The organism is Synechococcus sp. MIT S9452, assembly GCF_047304245.1.
In the GTDB taxonomy this organism is placed as follows: domain Bacteria; phylum Cyanobacteriota; class Cyanobacteriia; order PCC-6307; family Cyanobiaceae; genus RCC307.
In genome coordinates, this window is record NZ_CP138956.1 from 914899 (window position 1) to 939889 (window position 24991).

The 24991-nt window shown below is 63.2% G+C and carries 27 protein-coding genes; 23 read left to right on the forward strand and 4 right to left on the reverse strand.

Translation table 11 applies throughout. The annotated features are described in order from the left end of the window. Window positions 1-25 precede the first annotated feature (25 nt). Window positions 26-1597 (forward strand): glycoside hydrolase family 57 protein, encoded by a 1572-nt coding sequence (locus SIB46_RS04610; protein WP_413297361.1) that lies wholly within the window; start codon window positions 26-28, stop codon window positions 1595-1597. Continuing rightward, window positions 1585-2592: an arsenosugar biosynthesis radical SAM (seleno)protein ArsS gene (arsS, locus tag SIB46_RS04615; RefSeq protein WP_413297362.1), complete on the forward strand. Its 1008-nt coding sequence runs from the start codon at window positions 1585-1587 to the stop codon at window positions 2590-2592. The genes SIB46_RS04610 and arsS overlap by 13 nt, the downstream gene beginning before the upstream one ends. Here the strand turns inward: arsS and crtL are convergent. Together crtL and gyrA are read right to left on the reverse strand one after the other, a co-directional pair. Further along, the gene (crtL, locus tag SIB46_RS04620; protein WP_413297363.1) at window positions 2561-3820 is read right to left on the reverse strand and encodes a lycopene beta cyclase; all 1260 of its coding nucleotides are present in this window, start codon (window positions 3818-3820) and stop codon (window positions 2561-2563) included. The genes arsS and crtL overlap by 32 nt on opposite strands. Next, window positions 3817-6405 (reverse strand): DNA gyrase subunit A, encoded by a 2589-nt coding sequence (gene gyrA, locus SIB46_RS04625; RefSeq protein WP_413297364.1) that lies wholly within the window; start codon window positions 6403-6405, stop codon window positions 3817-3819. The genes crtL and gyrA overlap by 4 nt, the downstream gene beginning before the upstream one ends. Window positions 6406-6464: 59 nt before the next feature. Here gyrA and SIB46_RS04630 point away from each other — a divergent pair, with 59 nt between their 5' ends. From SIB46_RS04630 to rsmD, 7 genes are all read left to right on the forward strand, one after another. Then, window positions 6465-7619: a homocysteine biosynthesis protein gene (locus SIB46_RS04630; RefSeq protein WP_413297365.1), complete on the forward strand. Its 1155-nt coding sequence runs from the start codon at window positions 6465-6467 to the stop codon at window positions 7617-7619. 139 nt (window positions 7620-7758) lie between these two features. Then, on the forward strand, window positions 7759-8247 hold the full coding sequence (locus SIB46_RS04635; protein WP_413297366.1) for a CAAD domain-containing protein: 489 nt from the start codon (window positions 7759-7761) through the stop codon (window positions 8245-8247). A 65-nt stretch (window positions 8248-8312) separates the two neighbouring features. Next, a complete protein-coding gene (locus tag SIB46_RS04640) occupies window positions 8313-9476 on the forward strand; it encodes a GuaB3 family IMP dehydrogenase-related protein (RefSeq protein WP_413297367.1) in 1164 nt (387 codons plus the stop codon). Between the two features lie 182 nt (window positions 9477-9658). Beyond that, the gene (gene trxA / locus SIB46_RS04645; protein WP_011935155.1) at window positions 9659-9982 is read left to right on the forward strand and encodes a thioredoxin; all 324 of its coding nucleotides are present in this window, start codon (window positions 9659-9661) and stop codon (window positions 9980-9982) included. Window positions 9983-9987: 5 nt separating this feature from the next. After that, window positions 9988-11049 carry a TIGR00730 family Rossman fold protein gene (locus SIB46_RS04650; RefSeq protein ID WP_413297368.1) on the forward strand — a complete coding sequence of 354 codons (1062 nt, stop codon included), beginning with the start codon at window positions 9988-9990 and terminating at the stop codon, window positions 11047-11049. Beyond that, window positions 11046-11654, forward strand: a complete 609-nt coding sequence (gene hisH / locus SIB46_RS04655) for an imidazole glycerol phosphate synthase subunit HisH (protein ID WP_413297369.1) — start codon at window positions 11046-11048, stop codon at window positions 11652-11654. The genes SIB46_RS04650 and hisH overlap by 4 nt, the downstream gene beginning before the upstream one ends. Before the next feature lie 5 nt (window positions 11655-11659). Beyond that, window positions 11660-12208 carry a 16S rRNA (guanine(966)-N(2))-methyltransferase RsmD gene (gene rsmD / locus SIB46_RS04660; RefSeq protein WP_413297370.1) on the forward strand — a complete coding sequence of 183 codons (549 nt, stop codon included), beginning with the start codon at window positions 11660-11662 and terminating at the stop codon, window positions 12206-12208. A gap of 4 nt (window positions 12209-12212) precedes the next feature. On the opposite strand, the gene petG is transcribed toward rsmD, so the two are convergent. Continuing rightward, entirely contained in the window at window positions 12213-12326 is a 114-nt protein-coding gene (petG, locus tag SIB46_RS04665; protein WP_006041770.1) for a cytochrome b6-f complex subunit V, read from the reverse strand. 53 nt (window positions 12327-12379) lie between these two features. Between petG and SIB46_RS04670 the strand changes: the two genes are divergently transcribed. The 14 genes from SIB46_RS04670 (at window position 12380) to SIB46_RS04735 (ending at window position 23455) form a co-directional block, all read left to right on the forward strand. After that, window positions 12380-12796, forward strand: coding sequence for a c-type cytochrome (locus tag SIB46_RS04670; protein ID WP_413297710.1), 417 nt, complete (start codon window positions 12380-12382; stop codon window positions 12794-12796). Next, a complete protein-coding gene (locus SIB46_RS04675) occupies window positions 12793-13539 on the forward strand; it encodes an RNA methyltransferase (protein WP_413297371.1) in 747 nt (248 codons plus the stop codon). Before SIB46_RS04670 ends, SIB46_RS04675 begins: the two co-directional genes overlap by 4 nt. 24 nt (window positions 13540-13563) lie before the next feature. Then, complete coding sequence (locus SIB46_RS04680; RefSeq protein WP_413297372.1) at window positions 13564-14598, forward strand: serine hydrolase; 1035 nt, start codon at window positions 13564-13566, stop codon at window positions 14596-14598. After that, on the forward strand, window positions 14598-15944 hold the full coding sequence (locus tag SIB46_RS04685) for a DUF3370 domain-containing protein (protein ID WP_413297373.1): 1347 nt from the start codon (window positions 14598-14600) through the stop codon (window positions 15942-15944). Before SIB46_RS04680 ends, SIB46_RS04685 begins: the two co-directional genes overlap by 1 nt. 20 nt (window positions 15945-15964) lie before the next feature. Further along, window positions 15965-17050, forward strand: coding sequence for a magnesium chelatase ATPase subunit I (gene bchI, locus SIB46_RS04690; protein ID WP_413297374.1), 1086 nt, complete (start codon window positions 15965-15967; stop codon window positions 17048-17050). Next, window positions 17051-17524, forward strand: a complete 474-nt coding sequence (ruvC, locus tag SIB46_RS04695) for a crossover junction endodeoxyribonuclease RuvC (RefSeq protein ID WP_413297375.1) — start codon at window positions 17051-17053, stop codon at window positions 17522-17524. After that, entirely contained in the window at window positions 17521-18072 is a 552-nt protein-coding gene (locus SIB46_RS04700) for a 5-formyltetrahydrofolate cyclo-ligase (RefSeq protein ID WP_413297376.1), read from the forward strand. Before ruvC ends, SIB46_RS04700 begins: the two co-directional genes overlap by 4 nt. Before the next feature lie 67 nt (window positions 18073-18139). Next, a complete protein-coding gene (locus tag SIB46_RS04705; RefSeq protein WP_413297377.1) occupies window positions 18140-18283 on the forward strand; it encodes a hypothetical protein in 144 nt (47 codons plus the stop codon). 55 nt (window positions 18284-18338) lie between these two features. Then, window positions 18339-18779 carry a hypothetical protein gene (locus tag SIB46_RS04710; protein WP_413297378.1) on the forward strand — a complete coding sequence of 147 codons (441 nt, stop codon included), beginning with the start codon at window positions 18339-18341 and terminating at the stop codon, window positions 18777-18779. After that, window positions 18754-19176, forward strand: coding sequence for a SufE family protein (locus SIB46_RS04715; protein ID WP_413297379.1), 423 nt, complete (start codon window positions 18754-18756; stop codon window positions 19174-19176). Before SIB46_RS04710 ends, SIB46_RS04715 begins: the two co-directional genes overlap by 26 nt. Before the next feature lie 32 nt (window positions 19177-19208). After that, window positions 19209-20519: a homoserine dehydrogenase gene (locus tag SIB46_RS04720; RefSeq protein ID WP_413297380.1), complete on the forward strand. Its 1311-nt coding sequence runs from the start codon at window positions 19209-19211 to the stop codon at window positions 20517-20519. 125 nt (window positions 20520-20644) lie between these two features. Further along, window positions 20645-20833, forward strand: coding sequence for a hypothetical protein (locus SIB46_RS04725; RefSeq protein ID WP_043736674.1), 189 nt, complete (start codon window positions 20645-20647; stop codon window positions 20831-20833). 73 nt (window positions 20834-20906) lie between these two features. Beyond that, on the forward strand, window positions 20907-22439 hold the full coding sequence (locus SIB46_RS04730; protein WP_413297381.1) for an ABC transporter substrate-binding protein: 1533 nt from the start codon (window positions 20907-20909) through the stop codon (window positions 22437-22439). Next, a complete protein-coding gene (locus SIB46_RS04735; RefSeq protein WP_413297382.1) occupies window positions 22436-23455 on the forward strand; it encodes an ABC transporter permease in 1020 nt (339 codons plus the stop codon). Before SIB46_RS04730 ends, SIB46_RS04735 begins: the two co-directional genes overlap by 4 nt. Here SIB46_RS04735 and SIB46_RS04740 read toward each other — a convergent pair. Further along, window positions 23452-24990, reverse strand: a complete 1539-nt coding sequence (locus tag SIB46_RS04740; protein WP_413297383.1) for an alpha/beta hydrolase — start codon at window positions 24988-24990, stop codon at window positions 23452-23454. The two genes, SIB46_RS04735 and SIB46_RS04740, sit on opposite strands and share 4 nt — an antisense overlap. Between the last annotated feature and the right edge of the window lies 1 nt (window position 24991).

Here is a 24991-nt window from a genome sequence, read left to right on the forward strand (position 1 = left end):
ACAGTGCAGCAGTTGACAGCGTTTCATGGTCGCCGGCGCGCTGGCATTTGTGCTTCACGGCCATCTGCCTTACGTCCGCAGCCGCCACCCGGGCTCGCTGGAGGAAGACTGGTTTTTTCAGGCCCTCACTGAAAGCTATCTCCCCTTAATTGAGATGCTGCAGCGCTCGCTGCAGCAGGGCGCTCAGCCGCGGCTGACGATGAGCCTCTCGCCCACCCTGCTCTCGCTGCTGGTGGATCCAGTGCTGCAGCAGCGCTACGAGCCCTGGCTACAGCAACGCATTGATCTGCTCGAGCGCAGCAGCTCAGATGAGCAAGCAGCCGCTGCAGACCTCAGCCAGCACCTCCAGCGGCAACGCCAGGCCTTCCGCCGTTGCGGCGGTGAGGTGCTCAAGCACTTCATTCAATTGCAGCGGCGCGGCGTTCTCGATCTGCTGACCTGCTGCGCCACCCATGGCTACCTGCCGCTGCTGCGAGATCCTGCCGCCGCGGTTCAAGGTCAGCTGCGCACCGCGGTGCGCGAGCACGAACGCTTAATTGGCGAAGCACCCCGCGGCATTTGGCTCCCCGAATGTGCCTATTTCGAAGGCCTCGATCAGCAGCTCACCAAAGCCGGCTTGCGCTACGCCATTCTCGATGCCCACGGCTTGCTGCATGCCCTGCCCCGTCCCCGCTACGGGGTGTATGCGCCGATCTGCTCGCCAGGTGCTGTGGCCTTCTTTGGCCGCGATAGCGAAGCCACCTTGCCGGTGTGGTCAGCCAGTGATGGCTACCCGGGTGACCCCAGCTACCGGGAGTTCCACCGCGACATTGGCTGGGATCTCGAAGAAAGCGAATTGCAAGCCGCTGGTATTCCCAGCAGCCGCCCTTTAGGCCTCAAGCTGCGGCGCGTCAGTGGTGGCGATTGCCCACTGGAGGCCAAGCTCCCTTACGAACCGGCAGCCGCCGAGCGAACCGCGGCCGCTCACGCCCAGAGCTACGTGCAGGCGCGCATCCAACAACTCAGCGAACTCGGTTCGGTGATGGATCAACCGCCCATGGTGGTGGCCCCTTTTGATGCGGAACTCTTTGGCCATTGGTGGTTCGAAGGCCCCCGCTTTTTGGAGCAGGTGTTCGCCCAAGGCCAAGCCCAGGGCTTGAGCTTCACCACCCTGCGGCAAACCCTCAGCCAACAACCGCAGTTGCAGGTTTGCCGCCCCTCCCCATCGAGCTGGGGACAAGGCGGCTATCACTCCTACTGGCTCTCATCGAGCAACGCTTGGGTGGTACCTGATTGGCACCGGGCCTGCCTGGCCATGGTGGAGGCCACAGGCGCCAATCAAGCCAAGCGCAACCCCAAGCACCAACGCCTGCTCAAGCAAGCCGCGCGGGAGCTGTTGCTGGCGCAGTCGTCGGACTGGAGCTTCATCCTGCGGGCAGGCACCACAACTGAACTGGCGCGCGAGCGCATCCACCGGCACCTCGGGCGCTTCTGGCGCTTGCTTGATGCCCTACAGCAGCCCAACCACGACAGCGCTGACTTTGAGCGCTGGCTTGGCGCCCTAGAGCAGGAGGATTCCCTCTTCCCGACCATCGAACCAAGCGATTGGCTTCCTTAAGCGCCCAACAGCAGCGCGAGCTGCTGCAATCCAACCTGCCAGCTGAGGACAGCTTTCACGTCAAGCTCCAGCGCCAAAGCGGCCTGCAGGTGTTGCAACTGAACTTGGGCCGGCTGTGCAACATGCGCTGCAGCCACTGCCATGTGGATGCTGGCCCGGATCAGGCCCACACGCAGATGCCTGAGGCAGTGGTGCAGCAGTGCCTGGATGCCATCGAACGGCTCAAGCCGGAGCTGGTGGATCTCACCGGTGGTGCCCCGGAGCTGCATCAAAGCTTCCGCCAACTGGTGCGCCATGCCCGCTCCCTGGGCTGCCGGGTGATCGACCGCTGCAATCTGACGGTGTTGCTCCTGCCAGCCCTGGCCGATCTCGCCCCCTTCTTGGCGGAGCAACAGGTGGAGATCGTGGCCAGCCTGCCGGCACCAGAGGAGCTCAGCACCGACGCACAACGGGGTGATGGCACCTGGCAAGACTCGCTCGAGGCCATGCGTTTACTCAATCGCCTCGGCTACGGCCAAGACGGCAGCGGCCTTGAGCTCACCTTGATGAGCAACCCCGCAGGAGAAGAGCTGCAACAGCTCACCACCTGCGACGAGATCCGCTGGCGCAAAACCCTAGCCGAGCTGGGGGTGACGTTTAACCACCTAATCGGACTCAACAACATGCCGATTGCCAGGTTTTTGCTGGAGCTCGAGGAGCAACAGCGCACCACCACGTATTTGCAACGGCTGCGCCAGGCCTACAACCCCTGCAGCGTCTCAGGACTGATGTGCCACGGCACGTTGTCGGTGAGCCCGCAAGGGGAGCTGTTCGACTGTGACTTCAACCAGATGCTGGAGCTGCCGTTGCCGCTGAATCTGGCCAGCGTTGGCTTAAACGATCTGGGCGGCCGCGAGATCATCACTGGCAACCACTGCTACGGCTGCACCGCAGGGCAAGGCAGCAGCTGCAGTGGAGCCACCGCTACCAGCGCAGCATCCGCGTCATCAAATTGAGCTCCCGGCCGCGGGGCTCCATCAAGCCCCAACGCACAGCGTTGGGTGCCGCACTAAACAGCTGCAGCATCGTCTGCAGCAATTGAGGCGTTTCCAAGGTGTTGGCGAGAAAGCCAAACCACTGGGCATTGGGCAGCGCGAAGAACGTGGCAAAAAAGGCCCGCAGCTGGGCTTCGTTGAAACGCATCAACTTCTCCAGGCCAAAGCGATAGAGGCCATGGCGGCGGCGGAGTTCGGCCGGCCAGAGGCTCTGCCAACCCACTTGAGCCAACGCCAAACCCTGCTGCCCGGAAGCCATGGCTCCCGCCAAATCGGCCGCCAACTGAGGTCCGCGCCGCAACAGGCTGCCAATCATGTAGCCCGAGGCCGGATGCACCATCGAGGCGGCCCCTCCAAAGCCAACCACGGGCTGATGACGATCCGGCAAAGCCGGGTTCATCGGGAACAGGCAATGCTCCACATGCTCAACCGCCTCAATCGCAATGCCGCGATGGGCCAGACGCTGCTCCAGCCGTTGTTGCAGCGACACAAATGACAGAGCTGGAGCCGCCGCGAGAGAGGTCTCCTCGACAAAAAAGCGCCCTTGACCCAAATCCATGGCGTAGAGGAAGGTGGGCGCCTGCTGACGCTGCTCAGGGCTGAGGTGATCACAGCGGTAGTCCATCAGCACAAACTGATCGGGATCCACCGGCGGACAGCTAAAGCGACCCACCACGCCGTAGGCAGCCTGCCCAGCCACAGGGCCATCGTTGGGCCGCTTCACCAGGGCAGGGTCATGGCCACTGGCGTCAACCACCAGCCGCGCGCGGAGGGTGTTGCCTGAGCCGGTTGTCAGCGTGGCGCCATCGGAGCGGTGCTCGACGGCCTGCACCACATCGTTGCAGTGCTGAACGCCTCCAGCGCTGAGGCCATCAAGCCAGTGCTGCTGTAAGGCCTGCTTATCAAAGAGTCCGTAATCACGGCCATGGCACACCTGGCCCTGATCCTCACCATCGCCAGAGCCGAAATAGCTGACGGTGTTGCTCCAGCGGTGCTCCAGCAGCCCACTAAGACCAAGAGCGTCCACCTCTTCACCCCAGATGCCATAGGTGTTGGGCCAGGGAGCAGCTGGCTCATTTGGGGCCACCAAGGTGACCTGGAGCTGCTGCTTGGCCAGAGAAGCCGCTATGCAAAGCGCTGCTGGACCGCCGCCAACAACGGCGACATCACGCCACTGGGTGGGGCTCACGCCTCGGCTTCAGCCGCCTCAGCTGACTCTGTTGGCTCATCATCTGTTTCAGCCTCTGGCGGCACCAGCACCACCTCAGCCAAGCGATCGCCCTTATCGAGCCGCTGCAAACGCACACCGGTGGCGGCGCGCGATTGCTGCGGAATGACATCGGATTGCAGCCGCACAATCACGCCGCGCTCGCTCACCAGCAGCAACTCTTCTTCCGTGCCCATCACGCACAAGCCCACCAAGGCATCGTCATCACGGCGGAACTTGATGCCACGCAAACCAAGGCCGGCTCTGCGCTGCAGGCGGAACTGATCGACCGGAACCCGCTTACCCAGGCCGCTGGCTGTGGCCACCAGCACCCAAGGGCCATCACTGCTAGCAGCCTCTTCGCTCTCGCCTTCGCTGGCCTCGCCAGCGGCCGCAATGCGATCGGCCAGCTCAGCGGGCAACACATCCATGCTCACCAGGCTGTCGCCATCGCGCAGGGACATGGCACGCACACCGCGGGCGGTGCGCCCCAGGGGACGGAGATCCTGATCATTGATGCGGAAGTGGATCGTCATGCCTTTGATCGAGCCGATCAACACGCTGTCGCCAGCACGGGCCAAACGAACCCAGCGCAAGGAATCGGCATCCTCGAGATTGATGGCAATCAAGCCATTGGCGCGGATGTTGGCAAAGGCCGACAGGGATGTGCGCTTGATGAAACCGCCAGTGGTGAGCATCACCAGCTGCACGTCCTCTTCAAAGGCACTCACGGCGAGCAGTGAGGTGATTTGCTCTTCGCGGGGGATCGGCAACAGCTGAACCACTGGGGTTCCTTTGGCCGCACGGCTCGCGATGGGCACCCGGTACGCCGGCAGTGAGTAGACGACACCACGATCAGAGAACAGCAGCAGTGAGTCGTGGTCGTTGCAGCTGATGAACAGCCGCACCGCCTCTTCGCCTTGGCTCTTGGTTCCAGCCTTGCCGCGGGTGCCGCGACTGGTGGACTCAAATTCACTGACCGGCATGCGCTTGAGGTAGCCGTTCTCGGTTAGCAGCACTACCGAACGCTCATTGGCGATCAGGTCGATGTCTTCCAGGCCACCTTCAAGATCAAGGATCTCGGTGCGGCGGGGCGTGTTGTGGCGTTCCTTGAGCTGCCGCAGCTCCTCTTCAATGATCGACAGGACACGCTCACGGCGCTGGAGGATGTCCTTGTAGTCAGCGATTTTGGCAACCAAGTCCTCATGCTCAAGGCGGATCTTGTCGGCTTCCAGCGCCGTTAATCGGCGCAGCTGCATCTGCAAGATGGCGTCGGCCTGGATCTCGGTGAGGCCATGGCCATCCACCAGCCCCTGACGTGCGGTGGCGGCATCAGCAGCGCTGCGAATCAGCTGGATGATCGCGTCGAGGGCATCGAGGGCCACAAGCAAGCCCTGGAGAATGTGATCACGCTCCTCGGCTTTGCGCAGCAGGTATTTGGTGCGCCGTTCAATCGTCTCGACCCGGAAGTCGAGGAACACCTCAAGCATCCGCTTGAGATTGAGCACCACGGGCTCCCCTTTGACCAGCGCCAGCGTGTAGGCACTGAAGTTGTTCTGGAGCGGGGTGAGTTTGTAGAGGTTGTTGAGCACAACCTGCGGGTAGGCATCACGGCGCAATTCGATGACGATGCGCATGCCATCGCGGTCGCTTTCATCGCGGATGTCGGCGATGCCTTCGAGCTTTTTGTCATTGACGAGCTCGGCAATGCGCTCAATCAACGAGGCCTTGTTGGTCTGATAAGGCAGCTCGGTGATGATCACCGCATCGCGATCGGGGCGTCCTTTCGCCTCAATCGTCTCGATCGCCGCGACACCCCGCATGGTGATCGAACCACGGCCACCGGTGTAGGTCTCGCGAATGCCCTTGCGGCCAAGGATTTGACCACCGGTCGGGAAATCCGGCCCCGGGATGATCGCCATCAGCTGCCGCTCTTCGATCTGCGGATCAGCAATCAGTGCCAGGACGCCATCAATCAACTCCCCGAGGTTGTGGGGAGGGATGTTGGTCGCCATGCCAACGGCAATGCCAGCTGAGCCATTGAGCAGCAACTGCGGCACCCGCGCCGGCAGCACGGTCGGCTCCTGCTGGGAGCCATCAAAATTGTCGGCGAAATCAACCGTCTCGGCCTCGATGTCCTCCAGCAGGCTGTCGGTCGTTAGCGACTGCAACCGCGATTCGGTGTATCGCATCGCCGCCGGCGGATCGTTATCCACCGAGCCGAAGTTGCCATGACCATCGATCAGGGGGGCCCGCATCGAAAAGTCCTGGGCCATGCGCACCAGCGCGTCGTAGACGGCGGTGTCCCCGTGGGGGTGATATTTGCCCAACACCTCGCCCACCACCCGGGCGCATTTGCGGTACGGCCTCTCAGCAGTGAGGCCCAACTCATACATCGCATAAAGGATGCGGCGATGCACGGGCTTGAGGCCATCGCGAGCATCAGGCAGCGCCCGGCCCACGATCACGCTCATCGCGTACTCCAGGTAGGAGCGCGACATCTCGTTGCGCAGGTCGGTTTGGATGATCCGCTCGCTGGGGTTGCCCGCTCCGGTGGGATCCGCCATTCCGCCTGCTGCGCTAAGCCTTGTGAAGACCCAACATTACTGATGTATGCCGCTAGCGCATGGGCTTTGCGCCCCGCACCCCTGATCAGCTGCTTGAGCGGCAGCGGCTAGGTAGGCTGCAGGTCTGTACTGCGCTGGATTTTCGCCGCCGCGCAGCCAGCAGCAGCCTCGAGCAGGCCTACGCCAACACCGACGTTGTGGCGGCGGCCAGTTGCGACTTCACCGATCAAGGCCAGATCTGGATCAGCCTGGGGCCATGCGACCCGCCGCTACGCATTCGCCAAGCTCGCCTCGGGGGGATCAGCGCTGGAGGCGGCTACGGCGCAGCTGAGCTGTGTTTGCCCTTGGGGGGCAGCAGCGACGACCCGCAGCGGCGTGGGGGCATCCACGTTCTCGATGAACTGCTCAGAGGAGATCAGCCCCTGCTTGAACTGCAGGGGGAGGGCACAACGCTGCAACCACGCCGGGAGCTGCAAACGGCCCTAGGCGGTGATCAACTCAGCCAGGCGCGGCTGCTGCTGGCCCGGGGCATCACGGAAAACGGCGTTGTCGCCGTTAGCAGCCGGGAAGGGCTGCTGGCCAGCCCGTTTGGAGGCCTTCTAGGGCCGTTCGGCAATGCCCTTTTCAGTGGCTGCGGCGCCCGCAGCATTGGCCTCACCATGCCGGGCTTGCACCAACTCGGTGCTGGCAGCGCGGTGTTGGTAGCTGGAGGCCGGGGCCATGTCTTGGGGCCAGGCGGCGGCCATCAGCCGCAAACCCGACGGCAAGCCTCTGGCCATGCCCGTGCCCCAGGCGCCTCCCTTGCCCTCAGCGTGGCGGTCTCTGAGCTCAATCGCCAATGGATCCGCCCCTGCTGGTTTGACGGCCATGGGGCGGCCGCCCTGGTGGCCGTGGCAGCACCGGTGCTGCTGCTAGGGGAACAAGAGGCCCGGCAAGCCGCCGTGCCCGATGAGGAGCTGGAAGCCCCCGTGCTCGATTACTCGATCCCCAGACGAATCCGCCCCGGATTTGGAACCGTGAGCTACGGCGAATTGATGGCTGGCGCCATCCAGGTCGATGGCCAGCGGATCCCAGCCGCACCGGCCTGCAGCCTGAAGTTGGCCGACAGCCTGGCCAGCGAGCTGGTCATGCAACTTCAAGATGGCCGCTTCCCCCTGCCAGCAAGGCTTGAGCCCCTAAGCCAGCAGGGCAGGCTTCACCCTCTCGAGGGTTGAGCAAAAAAACGCCCATAGGATTGATATTCAGCACTTGGTGGCCAAGGAGCACATGGAATCCACCCCTGGGATGCAACCGCAGGACGATTCAATGCAATCGGCAGAGGGCCCATCCCCTTCACCAACAGAGCCAGAGACCGTGAGCTCAACGCCGGCTCCAGCGCCCTTCACCGAATCCAAGAGCGAGCCCAAGGCGGACGAGGCCGCGACACCTGCTTCCACGCCTGAACCACCGGCTCCCGAACCCCCAGCGGCAGAAAGCCCGATCGCCAGCACGGTGAGCGTTCCAGCCGACCCCAGCGCCAGCGATGGCGAAGGCGGCGAGTGGCATCTGCTGATGGAAAAACTCAATGGGTGGCTCGCCGAAGCCAAGTTGATGGAGCTCTGGCAACAGAGCCAGCGCCCTCTGAAACTGCTGGGTGGAGCCCTGGCCCTGCTGCTGGTGCTTCAGCTGACCGGTGCCGTGCTGGGAACCCTTGATGCGATTCCGATGCTGCCCAGGCTGCTGCAGCTCACGGGTCTGATTTATCTGGTGCTCTTTACCAGCCGCCGCCTGGTGCGCAGCGACGAGCGCCGCAGCTTGATTGAAGGGATCAAAACCAGTTGGAGCTCCTTCACTGGCAAGTGATCGGAAAGGCAGAGCAGGGGAAGGCGAATTGTTAGTTTTCTTCTCTTGTTAACGAGAGGTTCGCGGTGGACATTCAGTTGGGGCGTTCGCGCACCGTTCGCCGGGCCTACGGAATTGACGAAATCGCCCTGGTTCCCGGCGGACGAACGGTTGACCCAGAGGTGACCGATACCCGCTGGAGCCTGGGTGGCATCGAGCGGGAGATTCCCATCATCGCCAGCGCCATGGATGGCGTGGTGGATGTCGGCATGGCAGTGAAGCTCTCCCAGCTCGGGGCGCTAGGGGTGATCAACCTTGAGGGGGTCCAAACCCGCTACGAGGACCCCAACGCGGTGCTTGATCGCATTGCTTCGGTCGGCAAGGACGAGTTCGTACCGCTGATGCAGGAGATCTACAGCCAGCCGGTGCAGGAGAGCCTGATCCGCAAACGGATCCAGGACGTCAAAGCCCAAGGCGGCATCGCCGCAGTGAGCGGCACCCCCGTGGCGGCCCTGCGCTTTGGCAAAGCCATCGCCGAGGCCGGCGCCGATCTGTTTTTCGTGCAGGCCACGGTGGTGTCCACCAACCACACCGGCCCTGAAGGCCAGGAGACTCTGGATCTCGAAGCGCTCTGCCGTGACATGGGCGTGCCTGTGGTGATCGGCAACTGCGTTACGTACGAAGTTGCCCTGCAACTGATGCGTGCGGGCGCCGCTGGCGTGATGGTGGGCATTGGCCCTGGCGCCGCTTGCACCTCACGCGGCGTGCTCGGCGTGGGCATCCCCCAGGCAACGGCCGTGGCCGATTGCGCTGCCGCACGGGCGGATTACGAACAAGAGAGCGGCCGCTACGTGCCGATCGTTGCCGATGGCGGCATCGTCACCGGCGGCGACATTTGCAAGTGCATCGCCTGCGGGGCCGACGCCGTGATGATCGGCTCACCGATTGCTCGCGCTGCAGAAGCTCCCGGCCGGGGCTTCCATTGGGGCATGGCCACCCCAAGCCCTGTGCTTCCCCGCGGCACCCGCATCAATGTGGGCAGCACGGGCAGCCTGGAAAAAATCCTCCGCGGCCCAGCCAAACTCGACGACGGCACCCACAACCTGCTGGGCTGCCTCAAAACCTCGATGGGCACCCTCGGGGCTCGCAGCATCAAAGAGATGCAGCAGGTGGAGGTGGTGGTGGCCCCGTCACTGCTCACCGAGGGCAAGGTGTATCAGAAGGCCCAACAACTGGGCATGGGCAAGTAAAACCCCAGTCCCAGACTGCGTCTAAGTGGTCGCAGGCGTTACTCTGTCCCCGTGCGGCTTTTCGCCGCACACTCCTCACACCACCACGCCCGGCGAGCCCGGGTTTTCGTCTTACACATCAACGCGGCTACGCAGCAAAAGGCCAGGCCATTGCTAGATTCCGCCTTAATCAACACACGCCGATGTCGAGCGCCGCTGCTGTCACTGACGCCTCCTTTGACCAGGACGTACTCCAGTGCGACGTTCCCGTCCTGGTGGATTTCTGGGCCCCCTGGTGCGGCCCGTGCCGGATGGTGGCGCCGATTGTTGACGAGATCGCCAAGGAGTTTGAAGGCCGCATCAAGGTGGTCAAGTTGAACACCGATGAGAACCCCAACGTCGCCAGCCAGTACGGCATCCGAAGCATCCCCACCCTGATGGTGTTCAAGGGCGGCCAAAAGGTTGACACCGTTGTGGGCGCTGTTCCGAAGACCACCTTGGCCAGCACCATTTCCAAATACCTCTGAGCTGAGTGACATCCCAACTGCCCGAAGCCATCCGTCAGCAGCTCGCTGACCTGGCCTTGGAGCTGGATGACCACTCCCATGGAACGATCGCCTGCGAGGTGCTCCGCACCTTGGTGGCGATCAGCCAATCCAATGCCGACAGCGGCGACTGGGAGCTCGTTAACGGCACCCTGGCTGATATGGCTGAAGCACTCGATGTGTTTCAGCCCCACCGCCAGATCCGCAAGGTGGCGATCTTTGGTTCGGCGCGGACACCGGAAGACGACCCGGTGTACGCGCTTGCAGTGGATGTGGCCGCCCAGGCTGTGGCCTGCGGCTTTGAAGTGATGACTGGCGCTGGGCCTGGCGTTATGGAAGCCGCCAATCGCGGCGCAGGCGCTGGGCAGTCGTTTGGGCTCAACGTGCAACTGCCCTTTGAGCAATCGGCCAATCCCTACATCGATGGCGACGAGAAGCTGCTGACCTTCCGCCATTTCCATACCCGCAAGCTGTTTTTCCTGCGCGAAACCGACGCCATCGTTGTGATGCCTGGCGGGTTTGGCACGCTCGATGAATTGTTTGAAGGTCTCACGCTGATTCAGACCTCCAAAAATCCCCCTGTGCCGATCGTGCTCCTCTGCCCCCAAGGGGATGACTACTGGGAGCGTTGGCACAGCTATGTGGACCGTGCCCTGCTGGACCGCGGGCTGATCTCCGCTGAAGACAACGGGCTCTACACAACGGCCTCCACCGCCGAGGAAGCCCTACACCAGATCCAGGATTTTTACCGGGTCTTCCACGCCAGTCGCTTCCGCGGCGAGCACCTGCAGCTGCTGCTGCATTGCGAACTCCCCACCAGCGAACTGCACGAGATCAATGCCCGTTTCCAAGATCTGCTACTGGGCGGAACCATCACCAGCCTGCTCTGCCAAGACGAATCGGGGCGCTCCAGACATTGCCTGGAGTTCTGGTTTGATCAAACCAAGGTGGGACGTCTCTACGCCTTAATTCAGTACCTCAACAACCTCACTCTGCCGACCATTAGCCAGCAACAGAAACCACTGAGGAGCCTCGGGCAAGCGGCGTGATTGGCGTCGTTGATTACGGAATGGGCAATCTCCACTCAGTGGAGAAAGCTCTGCAGCGCTTACAAGCCAGCGCCATCCGCCTCAGCGAACCAAGTCAAGCCGAGGACTGTCAGGCCCTGTTATTGCCTGGCGTTGGGGCCTTTGACCCAGCCATGCAAAAGCTCAACAGCAGTGGCTGGAGCCAGCGGTTGAAAGAGTGGAGCGCGGCGCAACGCCCCTTGCTTGGAATCTGCCTGGGTTTGCAGCTGCTGTTTGAAAGCAGCGCTGAAGGCCAAGAACCAGGGCTGGCCCTCTTGCCTGGACGCGTTGAACCCTTGCCGCCGCAGGCGCAGGAACGCTGCCCCCACATGGGTTGGGCGCCACTGACCGCTCAGCACCCCAGCCCCTTGCTGGCCGCCGATGAACAGCCCTGGATGTACTTCGTGCATTCCTTTGCCGCCATCGCCACCGATCCCGACACCGTGACGGCCACAGCTCCCTATGGAGACCACGCCGTCGTGGCGGCTGTCGGGCGTGGGTCGCTGCAAGCCACTCAGTTCCATCCCGAAAAATCAGGCCGCTGCGGCTTGGCACTGCTGCAGCGCTGGCTGGGCAGCGTCCAGTAACAGCCATGGCACTGCGGCTGAGCAACGGTCAGAAGCTGCACAGCCCAGAGGGCTTGGAAGCCAGACCCACCACTGGCCTGGTGCGACAGGCCGTGATGAACATCCTGGCGGCCGAGCTTCCTGGTTGCCGCTGGCTTGATTTATGCAGCGGCAGTGGAGCGATGGCCTGTGAAGCCCTGCTGCAAGGGGCGCTTTGGGTGCACGCCGTGGAGCGAAATCCCAAGATCGCAGCGGCTGCTCGCCTCAACCTTCAAGGCCTGGGAGAACGCTGGCAAGGGAAATGGGCTCTCGAGATCAGCTCAGTGGAGCGCTGGCTGCAGAGGGGTTGCTCTGAACCCTTCGATCTGATCTATGCCGACCCGCCCTACGCCGCAGGGCTCTATGCACCAATGATTGAGCTAATCACAGCGGGCGGTTGGCTCAAATCAGATGGGCAGCTGCTACTGGAATGCAGCACGAACGACAGACCCCTACCGCCAAAAGGATGGCAACAAAAAAAAGAGCGCCGTTACGGGCGCAGCCGAGTGTTGCAGTGGGAATTGGAAGCCGGCTAGGGGCTCAGCCGCCCAAGGCGCTACCGCGGCGGTATTGGTTCCAAGCCGCCACGAACAGGCCCAGCAGGGTCACAGGAATCAGGCCCAGAACGATGCCGCAGAGGAGAGGTTCGATCATCGCGCCAGGGAAATTGCCACTTGATGTCTCGCAATCTAGGGGGCGACACGCCAATGTTGGGAGAGGTTTGGCCAAGGCGACATCCTTTGACAGGCTCCGAGCTCCTGGACGAAGCGCCCCGCAAGCGGGGGTTGATCACAGCCTTGGTGGTGTTGGCCGTTGTGGCGCTTGTGGCCATGTCAGCCCTGGTGGCCAGCGCCAACAGCCGTGATCCCTACGTCAACAGCAGCCTGGAGAAAGTGGGCGATCAGGAGCACGGCAGCAAGCTGTTTTTGATCAACTGCGCCGGCTGCCATGGGATTGCTGCCCAAGGGGTGGTGGGTCCCAACCTGCATGGGGTCAGCCAACGCAAAAACGACCCGGCGCTGATTCAACAGGTGATCAGCGGCAAAACCCCTCCCATGCCGAGCTTCCAGCCAGACCCCCAATCCATGGCTGATCTCCTCGCCTATCTGCACGAGCTGCAGTGACGGCCCAGCTGGCCGTGGTGCTCGTGGAACCCAGTGGCCCGCTGAATGTGGGCAGCGTGGCTCGCCTGTGCGCCAACTTCGGTGTGGCCTCGCTGCGGCTCGTGGCGCCGCGCTGCGATCCCACCGATCCCCAGGCCAAACAGATGGCCGTTCGAGGCCTCGAGCAGCTGCTGTCCTGCCAGCTCTACCCATCCCTCCCGGACGCTGTTGCTGACTGCCGCCGGGTGGTGGCCTGCTCCGGACGCGTGGAGGCCAAAGAGCGGGAGCACCTGCTGCCCGATCAGGCGCTGCAGTGGCTAATGGAGCCCAAAGCAGGTCCAAGCCATGTAGCCCTGGTGTTTGGACGCGAGGACCACGGGCTGCACAGCAGCGAATTGAATCTCGCCGGGAAGCTGCTGCGCATTCCCACCGGCGAGGCCTATGGATCGCTCAACCTCTCTCACGCGGTGGCCATCTGCTTGGCCGAGCACCAAAAGCTGGCGCACGCTCCAGTGGACTCAGCCAGCGAGGGCTCACCCCCCCTGCCTGCCCAGGCGGCATTGGAGGCCGCCATGCAAGACGCCGAACAGCTGCTGCTGGAGGTGGGATTCCTCTATCCCCATACAGCGGCAGCCCGGATGGCCAAACTGCGCCAGCTGATGCTTCGCGCTGAGCCCAGCGAGGCAGAAGTAGCCCTGCTACGCGGCATGGTGCGTCAGCTGCGCTGGGCCAGCCGCCATGGCGCCAACGGCGAGCCTCGGTAATTTGAGATCCGTCCGAAGCGGCCCGTGGCGCAGCGCTCTCAATCCAAAGCCAAGGGCTGGCAACAGCCTGTGCTGCTGCTACTGCGATTGCTGATTGTTGGCGCTGCCTTAGGGGTGATCACCGGAACAGCGCTCAAGTGGCTGGCCCCGCAGCTCAACACCGACGTACCGCTGCCGCCAGCCGCTGACACAACACCGGAGCCCGCGGCATCCCTTGGCACCTTCACCCCCAAGCGGGAAAACCAAGCCCTCAGCCGCCGGCTAGCTGAGATTGCAGCCACCCAGAAAGACTTGAAGGTGGGCGCCTTTGTGTTGGTGCTCGATGACGGCACCTTCGCGCAGCTCCATCCCGATCGGCCGCTATCAGCGGCCAGCTCGATCAAAACACCGATCCTGATGGTGGCCTTTGAGGCCCTTGATCAGGCCAAGCTCAGCCTCAACGAAGCCCTCAGCCTCAACAAAACCGTGGTGGGAGGCGGCGCCGGCTGGATGGGCAGCCAACCGCTCGGCAGCCAATTCAGCGTTTTTGAAGTGGCCACCGAGATGATCCGCGTCAGCGACAACACGGCCACCAACCTGCTGATCCAACGGCTTGGCGGCAAAGCCAGCCTGAATGCCCGTTTCATTGAACTGGGATTGGAGGGCACCGTGGTCAACAACTGGCTGCCCGACCTCAAGGGCACCAACACCACCACGCCGCGCGATCAAGCCCGCGCGATCGCCTTGGTGGAAACCGGCCAAACCCTGTCGGAGCGCAGCCGGGACCTGTTTCGCCAAACCCTGGGCACCTCCCGCACCGACACCTTGATTCCGAGGGGCTGGCTGCGGGGAATCGGTGGTGGAGCTGGAGAGGTCAATGCGGCCCTTCTCCAACGAGGTGTTCGCGTCTACAACAAGACAGGAGATATCGGCATCGCCTACGTGGATTCGGCCCTGGTGGAACTCCCCGATGGTCGCCGCGTTGTGGCCTCCTTCATGGTGGAAGGCCCGTTTAACGACCCCCGCAGCACCAACATGATTCGTGCTTTGGCTGCTGCTTCTGCTGCTGCTTTGAAGTGATGCGCCGCCTTGTTTTCCCGCTCTTGCTGGGTGGTGCCGTGCTGCTGAGTCCGGTTGCCAGTCGCTCCAGCGCGCCGGAACCAACCCTGCGCGAAGGCCTGGTGCTGCCATTACCCGGCCAGCTCAACAGCGAGCTGATGGTCAATGACAACAACCCTGAGGTGGTGAGCGACTCAGGAATCCTGTTGTCCACCTTTGCGAGCCAAGGCAAAGCCCATCCCGAAGCACACCTGGATGTGCCGCTGAGCGGCAGCTTTGAGCTCTTCAGTCACCACGTCTTTGCCGGCAAAGGCCAAGCGCCCAACAGCACTCTCTGGCTGGCGGTGGTGGTGGGCAACCGCTCCAGTCAACCGGTGACGCTGTCCATTCCCAGCGCCGCCACCCATCTCTCCCAGCCCGATGCGCCCTTTTTGCCGCTGCCGCCGCGGATGGTGCATGACGGCACCAGCGTTTACTCCGGGCCTGGTGGTCGCGCCGCCGGTGATCTGCTGGCCCGGGCTCCACGCATGGCCAAGTTGCCGGAACGCGTTGAGCTAGCCCCAGGGCAAATCGATGTGCTGACCAGCCTTCCCATCCCTGTGGCAGGACTTGATCCCCTGCTCAATGGCCGCAACCTGCAAGCGCGCTTCAACAGCACAGGCCCCATTTCTCTGGCCACCTTGGCCTTGATCAGCGAGCGCCGCCCCAGCAAGAAGCAGTGGCTGGACTTGCTTCAAAACGGCGAGCTCAGCAGCAAAGAGCATGCCCCCAGCCCCAAAGGGGCGGCGGGCCCGATGATCTATTCCCGGGTCAGCGGCGTGCAGCAGGGAACCCGCTGGAGAGGCGTGTTGACCTCGCCAGGGCGCAGCCACCTGGAGGTGACGACCCAGCCCATCTCATGGCCCATCGCCAGCCTGCAGCGGGGCACCTTCGGGACTGGCCAGGTGCAGTCGGCCCAGCTCACCGACTTCTACCCCGGCACAGCCTGGGAAGCCCACGGCAACTACGGCGTCGCCTACGACCTCAGCTTGCCCCTGCGCAACCCCAGCAGCAGCCCGCAAACCCTTGATCTACGGCTGGAATCGCCGCTGAAAAGCAACCGACGCGCCGCTGGCCTGCGCTTCATCAAGCCAGCCCAAGGGCCCATCTTCTGGCGCGGCAACGTGGCGGTGAAAGGAACCGACGCCGGCCGGGGCCGCCACACCGTGCATCTGGTGCTACGCAAAGGCGATCCAGGGCAGTCGCTCGGCCGGGTGAGCCTGGCTCCAGGGGAGCAAAAAACCGTTCAGGTGCAGCTGATCGTGCCGGCTGACATCACACCGGTTCAGGTGCTCACTGTGGCACCTGTGAAACAATCCGACTCCTGACCGAGATCCTTGATCTGCCCGTGAGCCAAGCCTTCCAAAGCCGGGTGTTCCCCTTTACCGCCATCGTTGGGCAGGCGGAGATGAAGCTGGCTCTGCTGTTGAACGTGATCGATCCGCGCATCGGTGGCGTGATGATCATGGGAGACCGGGGCACCGGCAAATCCACCACCATTCGGGCGCTCGCTGATCTCCTGCCCGAAATCCCAGTGGTGGCTGGCGATCCCTACAACAGCTCCCCCAACGACCCAGATCTGCAGAGCAGCGAGGTGCGCGAACGGCTGCAGCGGGGCGAAAGCATCAGCGAAGGCCGCTGCCAGGTGCCAATGGTGGACCTGCCCCTGGGCGCCACCGAAGACCGCCTCTGCGGCACGATCGACATTGAAAAAGCCCTCAGTGAAGGGGTGCGCGCCTTTGAGCCAGGCCTACTGGCGAAAGCCAACCGCGGCCTGCTCTACGTCGATGAGGTGAACCTGCTCGACGACCATCTGGTCGACGTGCTGCTCGATTCCGCCGCCTCGGGCTGGAACACCGTGGAGCGCGAAGGCGTGAGCGTTCGCCACCCCGCCCGTTTTGTGCTGATTGGATCCGGCAACCCGGAAGAGGGCGAATTGCGTCCCCAGCTGCTCGACCGTTTCGGCATGAGCGTGGAGGTGCGCACGGTCCGTGATCCCGAGCAACGGGTGCAAGTGGTGGATCAACGCGGCCAATTCGACACCGACCCGGTCAGTTTCCTGACGCAATTCCAAGGGCAACAGCAGAGCCTGCAAGAAAAGGTGGTGGCAGCCCAGGAGCGCCTTGGCAGCGTGGAGATGGACCCCGACCTACGACTGAAGATCTCTGAGGTGTGCGGCCAACTGGAGGTCGATGGCCTGCGCGGCGACATCGTCACCAACCGAGCCGCCCGAGCCCTGGCCGCCTTTGAAGGGCGCACCGAGGTCAACGATGACGACGTTGCCCGTGTGATGGCCTGCTGCTTGCGCCACAGGCTGCGCAAAGACCCCCTCGAGCAGGTGGACTCCGGCGATCGGGTGGTCAAGGTGTTCTGCCAGGTGTTCGGGCTCAACCCCGACGACCGCGACGCCTTCCAACTGGCTCTGGCTAGCTGAGTGCGGATCCTGGGCCTCGACCCTGGTCTGGCCCGGGTGGGATACGGGGTCTTGGAGGTTGATGAGCAGCGGCGCAATCAGCCAGAGATGGTCGACTGCGGAATCATCAGCACCGATGCGGGCCGTGGGGAAGGCGAACGCATGGTGGAAATTGCCCGTGACCTGCGGCAGCTGTTGCGGCTCCACCGGCCGCAATTGGCTGCTGTCGAGAAGTTTTTCTTCTACCGCTCCAGCAACACCATCGCCGTGGTGCAGGCCCGCGGGGTGCTGATCATGACCTTGGCCCGCTTCCAAATCCCAACGGTGGAGTACCCACCGATGCAGATCAAATTGGCTTTGGCCGGCTCGGGCCATGCCGACAAAGGGGAGGTGCAGGACGCCGTCATGCGGGAGCTGCGACTCAATGAGCGCCCCAAACCCGACGATGCCGCTGACGCCCTGGCCGTGGGTCTGACCGCCTGGTTCCAGCGATGAACAAGCCGCAAGCCAGGCGGCACTGGCGCCAGCAACGTCGCCTGGCCATGGCCACCATCGGGCCAGCGCTGACTCATCAGGTGCATGCCTGCCTGGCGAGACTGCATCGCCCCGGTCAGCTGGGACTGTTTTGGCCGCTTGGCAGCGAAGCGGACCTGCTCCATCCAGCCCCAACCTGGGGGGGGGGTTTGGCCCTGCCGCGCTGCGACACGGGCGGACTGGTGTATGCCAGCTGGCGCCTTGATGACCCGCTGTCCGCCGATGGCTGCGGCATCCCAGCCCCGCAAGGACCGCCGCTCAGCGCTGAAGCCATCGGCCTGCTGCTGATTCCAGCACTCGCCATCAGCCCAGCAGGCCAACGCCTGGGCAGCGGCGGCGGCTGGTATGACCGCTTGCGGGCGCAATCACCCTGGCGCCAGGTCCCCACCCTGGCCGTGTTGCCGCAACGTTGTTGCGAGGTTGAGTTGCCTTGCGATCCCTGGGATGTGCCGCTGCAGGGATGGATCAACGAATCGGGATTGCATTGGTGCAATCGGTCAGAGTGTTAAGCAAGGTTTTGCCAGCAGCGGGCAGCGGCTTTTCTTTGACAAGATGATTCCGTCGCTCCCCAAATCGGTGTCCACCACTCCTTCCGCCCGTAATCAGTCAGCCAAGACCCTGCAGCGAGGCGAGCGTCCCCAGCAGGCTCTTGAACTGATGATCGGCTCTCTGGTGGGCATGGTGCAGGCTGGCCGCACCGATCAATTGAACAACCGCTGAAGCACTGGCACCACTGCCTTTTTAGTTTTACGTTCGGCCCAAATCAATTTGGGCCATGCTTCGAATCTTCAGCTTCACGGCCCTAGCGGCAATCGCTCTGATTTCTCCTGCGCGCGGCTTAGCCCATGCCGTGCAAACCGATGTGAGCAGCTTGCTACCCAGTGGGTCGATCAATCTGCGCACCAGTTTTTCCAGTGGTGAACCGCTCGCCCATGCCCCAGTGCGGCTGGAGTCCCATGAAGGCGACCGCACCATCGAGCTCGGTGCCACCGATGCCGATGGCCGCTTCACAGGCGAGCTGCCAGCGCTGGATTCCGACGCTTGGGATGTGGTGATTGATGGCGGCATCGGCCACCGTGACTACCTCGGCCTCGATGAACGTTGGCCATCCAGCGAGGCACTGATGGGCTGGCTCCGCAACGGCGGCCTGCTGGGCGCCACACTGGCTTTGACCGGTATCAGCCTTCGCCATGGCCAGCGGCAGCGCCGCCCTTGACACGATCGTTGCCAAATTGAAGGGCAGCAGCGATCCCAAACGCCGTTACGAGTACGTGCTTTGGCTTGCCAAAAAACTGCCTGCACCTCCGCCTGACCTGACCAGCGACATCAACCGGGTGCGGGGTTGCGTGTCCCAGGTGTTTGTGCAGCCCGTCGTCGACGGTGCGGTGTTGCACTGGCAGGGGGATTCCGATGCCCAAATCACCAAAGGCTTGCTGGCCCTGCTGATCCAAGGTCTTGATGGCCTCACCCCAGAGCAAGTGATGGCTGTGGATCCTGGCTTCATCTCTGAAACCGGCCTGGCCGCCAGCCTCACTCCCTCAAGGGCCAATGGCTTCCTCAACATCCTGCGGCACATGCAAGCGCAAGCCGCTGCTTTGGCCGGTGAAGGCTGATTTCTAGGATCAGTGTTTAGTCGTTCGGCCTGATGCCCATCGGAATTGGTCTGCTTGGCCTTGGCACCGTTGGAGCCGGCGTGGCTGAGATCCTGCTCTCACCTCAAGGGCGGCACCCCCTGGTGGCTGATCTGGAGCTGCGGCAGGTGGCTGTGCGTGATCTCAACCGCCCGCGCCCGATCCCGCTGAGTAACAGCCTGCTCACCACCGATCCTGCCGCCGTGGTGGCCAATCCCGATGTGGATTTGGTGGTGGAAGTGATGGGCGGTCTGGAGCCAGCCCGCAGCTTGATCCTGGCGGCCATCGAAGCCGGCAAAGCCGTGGTGACCGCCAACAAGGCCGTGATTGCTCGCCACGGCGCTGAAATCGCCGCCGCCGCCGCCGAAAAGGGGGTGTATGTGCTGATGGAGGCGGCCGTCGGGGGCGGCATCCCGATCTTGGAACCGCTCAAACAATCCCTTGGCGCCAACCGCATCGAGCGGGTAAGCGGGATCATCAACGGCACCACCAATTACATCCTCACCCGCATGTCGGAGGAGGGGGCCAGCTACGGCGATGTATTAGCCGATGCTCAAGCCCTGGGTTACGCCGAAGCCGACCCCGCCGCCGATGTGGAAGGCGGGGATGCGGCCGACAAGATCGCCATCCTCACCGGACTGGCCTTCGGCGGCCTGGTGGACCGTGAAGCCATCCCCACAGAAGGGATCAACACCCTGCAAACGCGCGACATCGATTACGCCAAAGAGCTGGGCTTTGTGGTCAAGCTGCTGGCGATTGCCGAACGCCATGGCAGTGACCCCGATGGCAGCGAAGTGGTGGATGTGCGGGTGCATCCCACCTTGGTGCCCAAGGAGCACCCCCTGGCCGGGGTGAACGGCGTCAACAACGCGATCGTGGTGGAAGGCGAACCGGTCGGGCGGGTGATGTTCTATGGGCCTGGAGCGGGCGCTGGGCCCACCGCCAGTGCCGTGGTCGCCGACATCTTGAACATCGCAGCGATTCGCCAGGTGGGAGCTGGCGGCTCTCAGGACGCCCTCGATCCCCTGCTGGCAGCCAGCAGCTGGCGCAACTGCCGCCTGGTGGATCAAGGCAGCACCTGCCACCGCAACTACGTGCGCTTCCAGGCGGCTGATCGCCCTGGGGTGATTGGCCACATCGGCAGCTGCTTTGGTTCAGCGGGCGTCAGCCTGCAATCGATTGTCCAATTTGAAACCGAAGGCAGCGGAGCTGAAATTGTTGTGGTGACCCACGCCGTTGAAGAAAGCCTGTTCCAGCAAGCGTTGAGCGCGATTTTGCAACGACCGGAAGTGGAGGATGTGCGCTGCTGCCTGCGCACGCTTTAAACGAAAGAAAACCTGAAGCTTTAGGTTGTTGTTGTGGTCGTTCGCTGATCCATCAGGCCGCAAGTTCACCCTGAACTTGCCCGGCTTGCAGCGTGCGGAACCATGCCAACAATCGCGTCGGTTTCATGCGCGTGCATCAGGGGGACTGCATCCGTCTCCTCAGCGACAAGGACGTCTATCAGGTGATCGCCATCGACGATCACCACGACCGTTGTTGGGTGCGCCGTTGGCCCTTGCAACGCCATGGCTCTCCGGTCTTTGAGGTGTCCCTGAGCAGCGTGGAAAGCCCTGGACAACCCATGCCGGCCGCATAGGTTCTTGCTGCTGGCAAGATCGAATTTGAAGCACCGGGGCAAGCGAGCAGCAGGGCTTTTGTTGGCCAGCCTGATGCTGCTGGCAGGCTGCCGGCCACAGGCAACAACCGATCAAGCCCCACTGGTGATCGCGGCCTATGGCTCCATCGACAGCGTCGATCCAGCCCAGGCCACCACGGTGATCGCGCTGCAGCTGATCAGCGCCCTGGGGGATCCGCTTTACGCCATTGATGGGCAAGGCGCGATCCAGCCCAAATTGGCCCGTGCGCTGCCCACACTCAGCGACGACGGACTCACCGCAACCATTCCCCTGAGGCAGGGGGTGCTCTTCCACGACGGCACCCCCTTTGATGCCGATGCCATGGCCTTCAGCATGCGGCGCTTTCTGGCCATTGGAAAACTCAGCTACGTGGTGGGCGATCGCATCCGCGCGGTTCGGGTGACAGGGCCCTACGAGCTGCAACTGGACTTGCGCCGGCCCTTTAGCCCCTTGGCCAAGCTGCTGAGCTTCGCCAGCCTCACGCCGATTTCGCCAACGGCCTACGCCAACTACGAAGACGGTTTTCGGCCCAACGCTTTTGTGGGCACGGGGCCCTATCAATTGCGCCTGCAGAGCCCGCAATTGCAACGGCTGGAACCATTTGCGCAGTACTGGGGCGAGGCCCCTCGCAACGACGGCATCGCCCTGGTGGGCATGAGCACCTCAACGAGCCTCTATGGCTCCATCAGCAGCGGCAATGTTGATGTATTGCTCTCCACCAGCCTGGAGCCCGAGCAGCAGAGCGCTCTGCATCAACAGGCCAACCAAGGCCGGTTGCGCGAAGGCGCCGGGCCGGCCCTGGGCATCGGCTACATCACGCTGCTTACCGATCGCCCACCGCTGGATAACCAGCAATTGCGGCGGGCCTTGGCCTTCAGCCTCGACCGCGAGCTGCTGACCAAGCGGGTCACCGACACACTGCGCCCGCCGCTGCGGGGCTTGGTGCCGCCGACCGTGCCGGGGGCCCTTTCGGCCTGGCCGAAAGCCGATGCCAGCCGCGCTCGAGCACTGCTGCAGCAAGAGGGCTACTGCTCAGGCCAGGTGCTACCGCTGCAGCTCACGTACCGCTCCAACGTGCCCACCGACCGCTTGCTGGCCCTGAGCTGGCAGGAGTGGCTGCGTAGCCGGCTAGGAGAATGCGTGCGGCTGGAGCTCACAGGCATGGAATCCACCACCGCCTACCGCCAACTCGGTGATGGGGCCTTCCAGATGATCCTGCTCGATTGGATGGGCGACTATCCCGACGCCGACAACTACCTGACGCCGCTGCTGGGCTGCACACAATCCGAAGGCAATCGCTGCTTGGAGGGCGATAGCGCCTCCGGCGGCAGCTTCTGGACGGCCCCCGGGCTGGAGGAAAAGTTGCGACTCAGCAATGAGCGCCGCGGCCAAGCCCGCCTGGACTTGCTCGATGCCGTACAGCGGGAAGCGGCCCATGGGGTTCCCTATCTGCCGATGTGGCAGACCAGACCGAGGGCCTGGGCCCTTAAGAGCATCACCGCCCCACAATTCGATGGCTCAGGGCGTTTGAACTTCGCCAGCCTCAGCCGCCGGTCTTTGCCATGAGCAACAGCAGTTCACTGGTTCGCTACCTGGGCAGTCGCCTGCTGCTGGCGCCTGTGATGCTGTGGCTGATCGCCTCGCTGGTGTTTCTGCTGCTGCGCGTGGCCCCAGGAGATCCCGTCGACGCGCTGCTGGGCAACCGGGCCAGCGCTGCGGCCCGCGAACAGCTGCGGGCCCAACTGGGGCTCGATCAATCCCTGTGGGATCAATACCGCGAGTTTTTGGGGGCCTTACTGCAAGGGGATCTGGGCAACTCCCTGCGGAATTCCACGCCCGTGGGAGAGATCGTGCGCGATGCCCTGCCAGCCAGCATGGAGCTGGGCATCACGGCCTTGCTGGTGGCCCTGGTGCTGGGCTTGGCGGTGGGCTTCAGCGGTGTGGCGCGGCCGGAAGGAAAACTTGATCTCAGCGGCCGGCTCTATGGCATCGGCACCTACGCCTTGCCGGTGTTTTGGGCTGCGATGGTGATGCAACTGATCTTTGCCGTTGGCCTGGGCTGGTTTCCGGTGGGTGGCCGGTTTCCGCCCACTGCCTTGCCACCGCAAGGCACCGGCTTCTACCTGCTAGATGGAATCCTGCAGGCCAATCCCCAGGTGATTTGGGGCACGCTGCAGCATCTCGCCCTGCCAGCCATCACCTTGGGGCTGCTGCTCAGCGGAATCTTTGAGCGGGCCTTGCGGCTCAACCTGCGGCGGGCCCTGCGCTCCGACTACGTGGAAGCAGCCAGAAGCCGCGGCATCAGCGAACGGCGCGTGGTGTTGCGCCATGCCCTGCCCAATGCCCTGCTGCCAGTCCTCACAATCACCGGCATCACCGTGGCTTCGCTGATCGGTGGAGCTTTGTTGATTGAGTTGATCTTTTCCTGGCCTGGCATTGCCTACCGGCTGCAGGAAGCCATCGCCCAACGGGACTATCCCCTGGTGCAGGGAATCGTGGTGGTGATCGCCGCGTTGGTGGTGATGGTTAATCTGGCGGTTGATGTGGTGGTGGCGCTGCTGGATCCGCGGCTGAAGTTTTAAGGCAACAGAGGCTCGGTCATCGGGCCATCCAGCACGTAGGTGCTCACCCCTTGCATGGAATGCAATCCAGAAGGAAGACTCTCACCGGTATCGAGGGTTTGCAGGAAACGGGCGTGCAGATCCACAAGGGCGCGTTGCACCAAGCGAGGGTCTTCTCCCACCAGATCGGAGCCAAGGCGCATCAACGCTTGATCTCGCTGCAAGCCGACAGGTGAAAAGTGGCTGCCCCCCTCCACCACGGCAAGCCGGCTGCCGGGGTGCTGGAACTGCTGAAACGGCCGCAGCTGCTCATTCAAAGGCGGTGTGATCAGGTCCATGCTGCCGCCAAAGCTCAGTACGGGTACGGCGATTGAGGCCAATCCCCGCTCACCCCACAGCAAGCTGCCAAAGCTATTGAGCACCACCACAGCATCCAGGCCAGCCGGCGGCTCCAGCTCCGGCAGGCTCAGCTCTGTGAGCTGGCACTGCAACAGAAAAGAGCTATCGAGCACTGGGATCTGCTGGAGGTTTTGGCTGCAGCGCTCAGCCAAGCCAGGCTCCACCTCCGCTCCAGCCCACAGCAGGCTGGCCAAGGCCCCAAGGGAATGACCCAACAACACCAGCCGGGGCGGGCTGCTACGGGACCCAAAGCCGATGCGGCCATCACTAACAGCTGCCTGAACCGCTTGCAGGTCCTGAAGGCGATTCGGCAAGGTTTCCAGCCCAGGCAGGGTTTGCCGGCCTTCCAGCAAGCCGCGAACCGCAGCATCGTCGCTGCCGGGGTGCTGCACAGCCAACACCGGCCAACCCCGAGCCGCCAACGCACGAGCCAGCCATTCCATCTGCGCGGTTGAGCCGCCCAGGCCATGGCTGAGCAGCAACCACCGCTGGGCTTGCTGGCCGCCTTGGGGCCACCAGAGATCAAGCTCTAAAGCAGAGTCCCGGTGAGCAACCGGCAAGGCGCGATGGCGTCGCTGCACCACACGGCGATCACCAATGGCTGACGCCAACGGCAGCAAATCCAGCGATTTGAGTCGCTGCACCAAGGTTTTTTGCTGTTCCAATTGCTCCCGCAACTGGAAACCCAAAAGAGAGAGCGCATCAAGATCCAACTCCAAGTGCGGAGTTGGCGCTTCTTTCAGCAGGCTCACCACGGTGCTGGGGCGGCGTTTTTGGAGCAGATCCAGCAGTAGCGGACCGCCATCACCATCAGCGCTGCGCAACAACGACCCCAGCTGCAACACCAATTGGCGCCCCGCCCAGCTCTCCAGAAGCAGGGCGATGGTGCTGTTTTCCAGATTGAGCGGCTGCTGCAACAGCCGCTGCAGATCTTCGCGGGTCTGTTGATCCAGCAGGTTGAGCCAAGGCCCAAGCTCTGGATTGGCCTTCGGCCTTAGAGCCCAAGCCTCCAGCTCATTGATGTCCAGCGGCAGCTCCAAGCCGCTGAAGCGCACCAGCAACTGCTCAGCGGCTGGGGCACGGGGCACAGAACCAAGGCTGATCGCCAGCGCGAGCAGCCCATGGGTCAGAGTTCGCAGTGCCTGCGACAGGGACAAC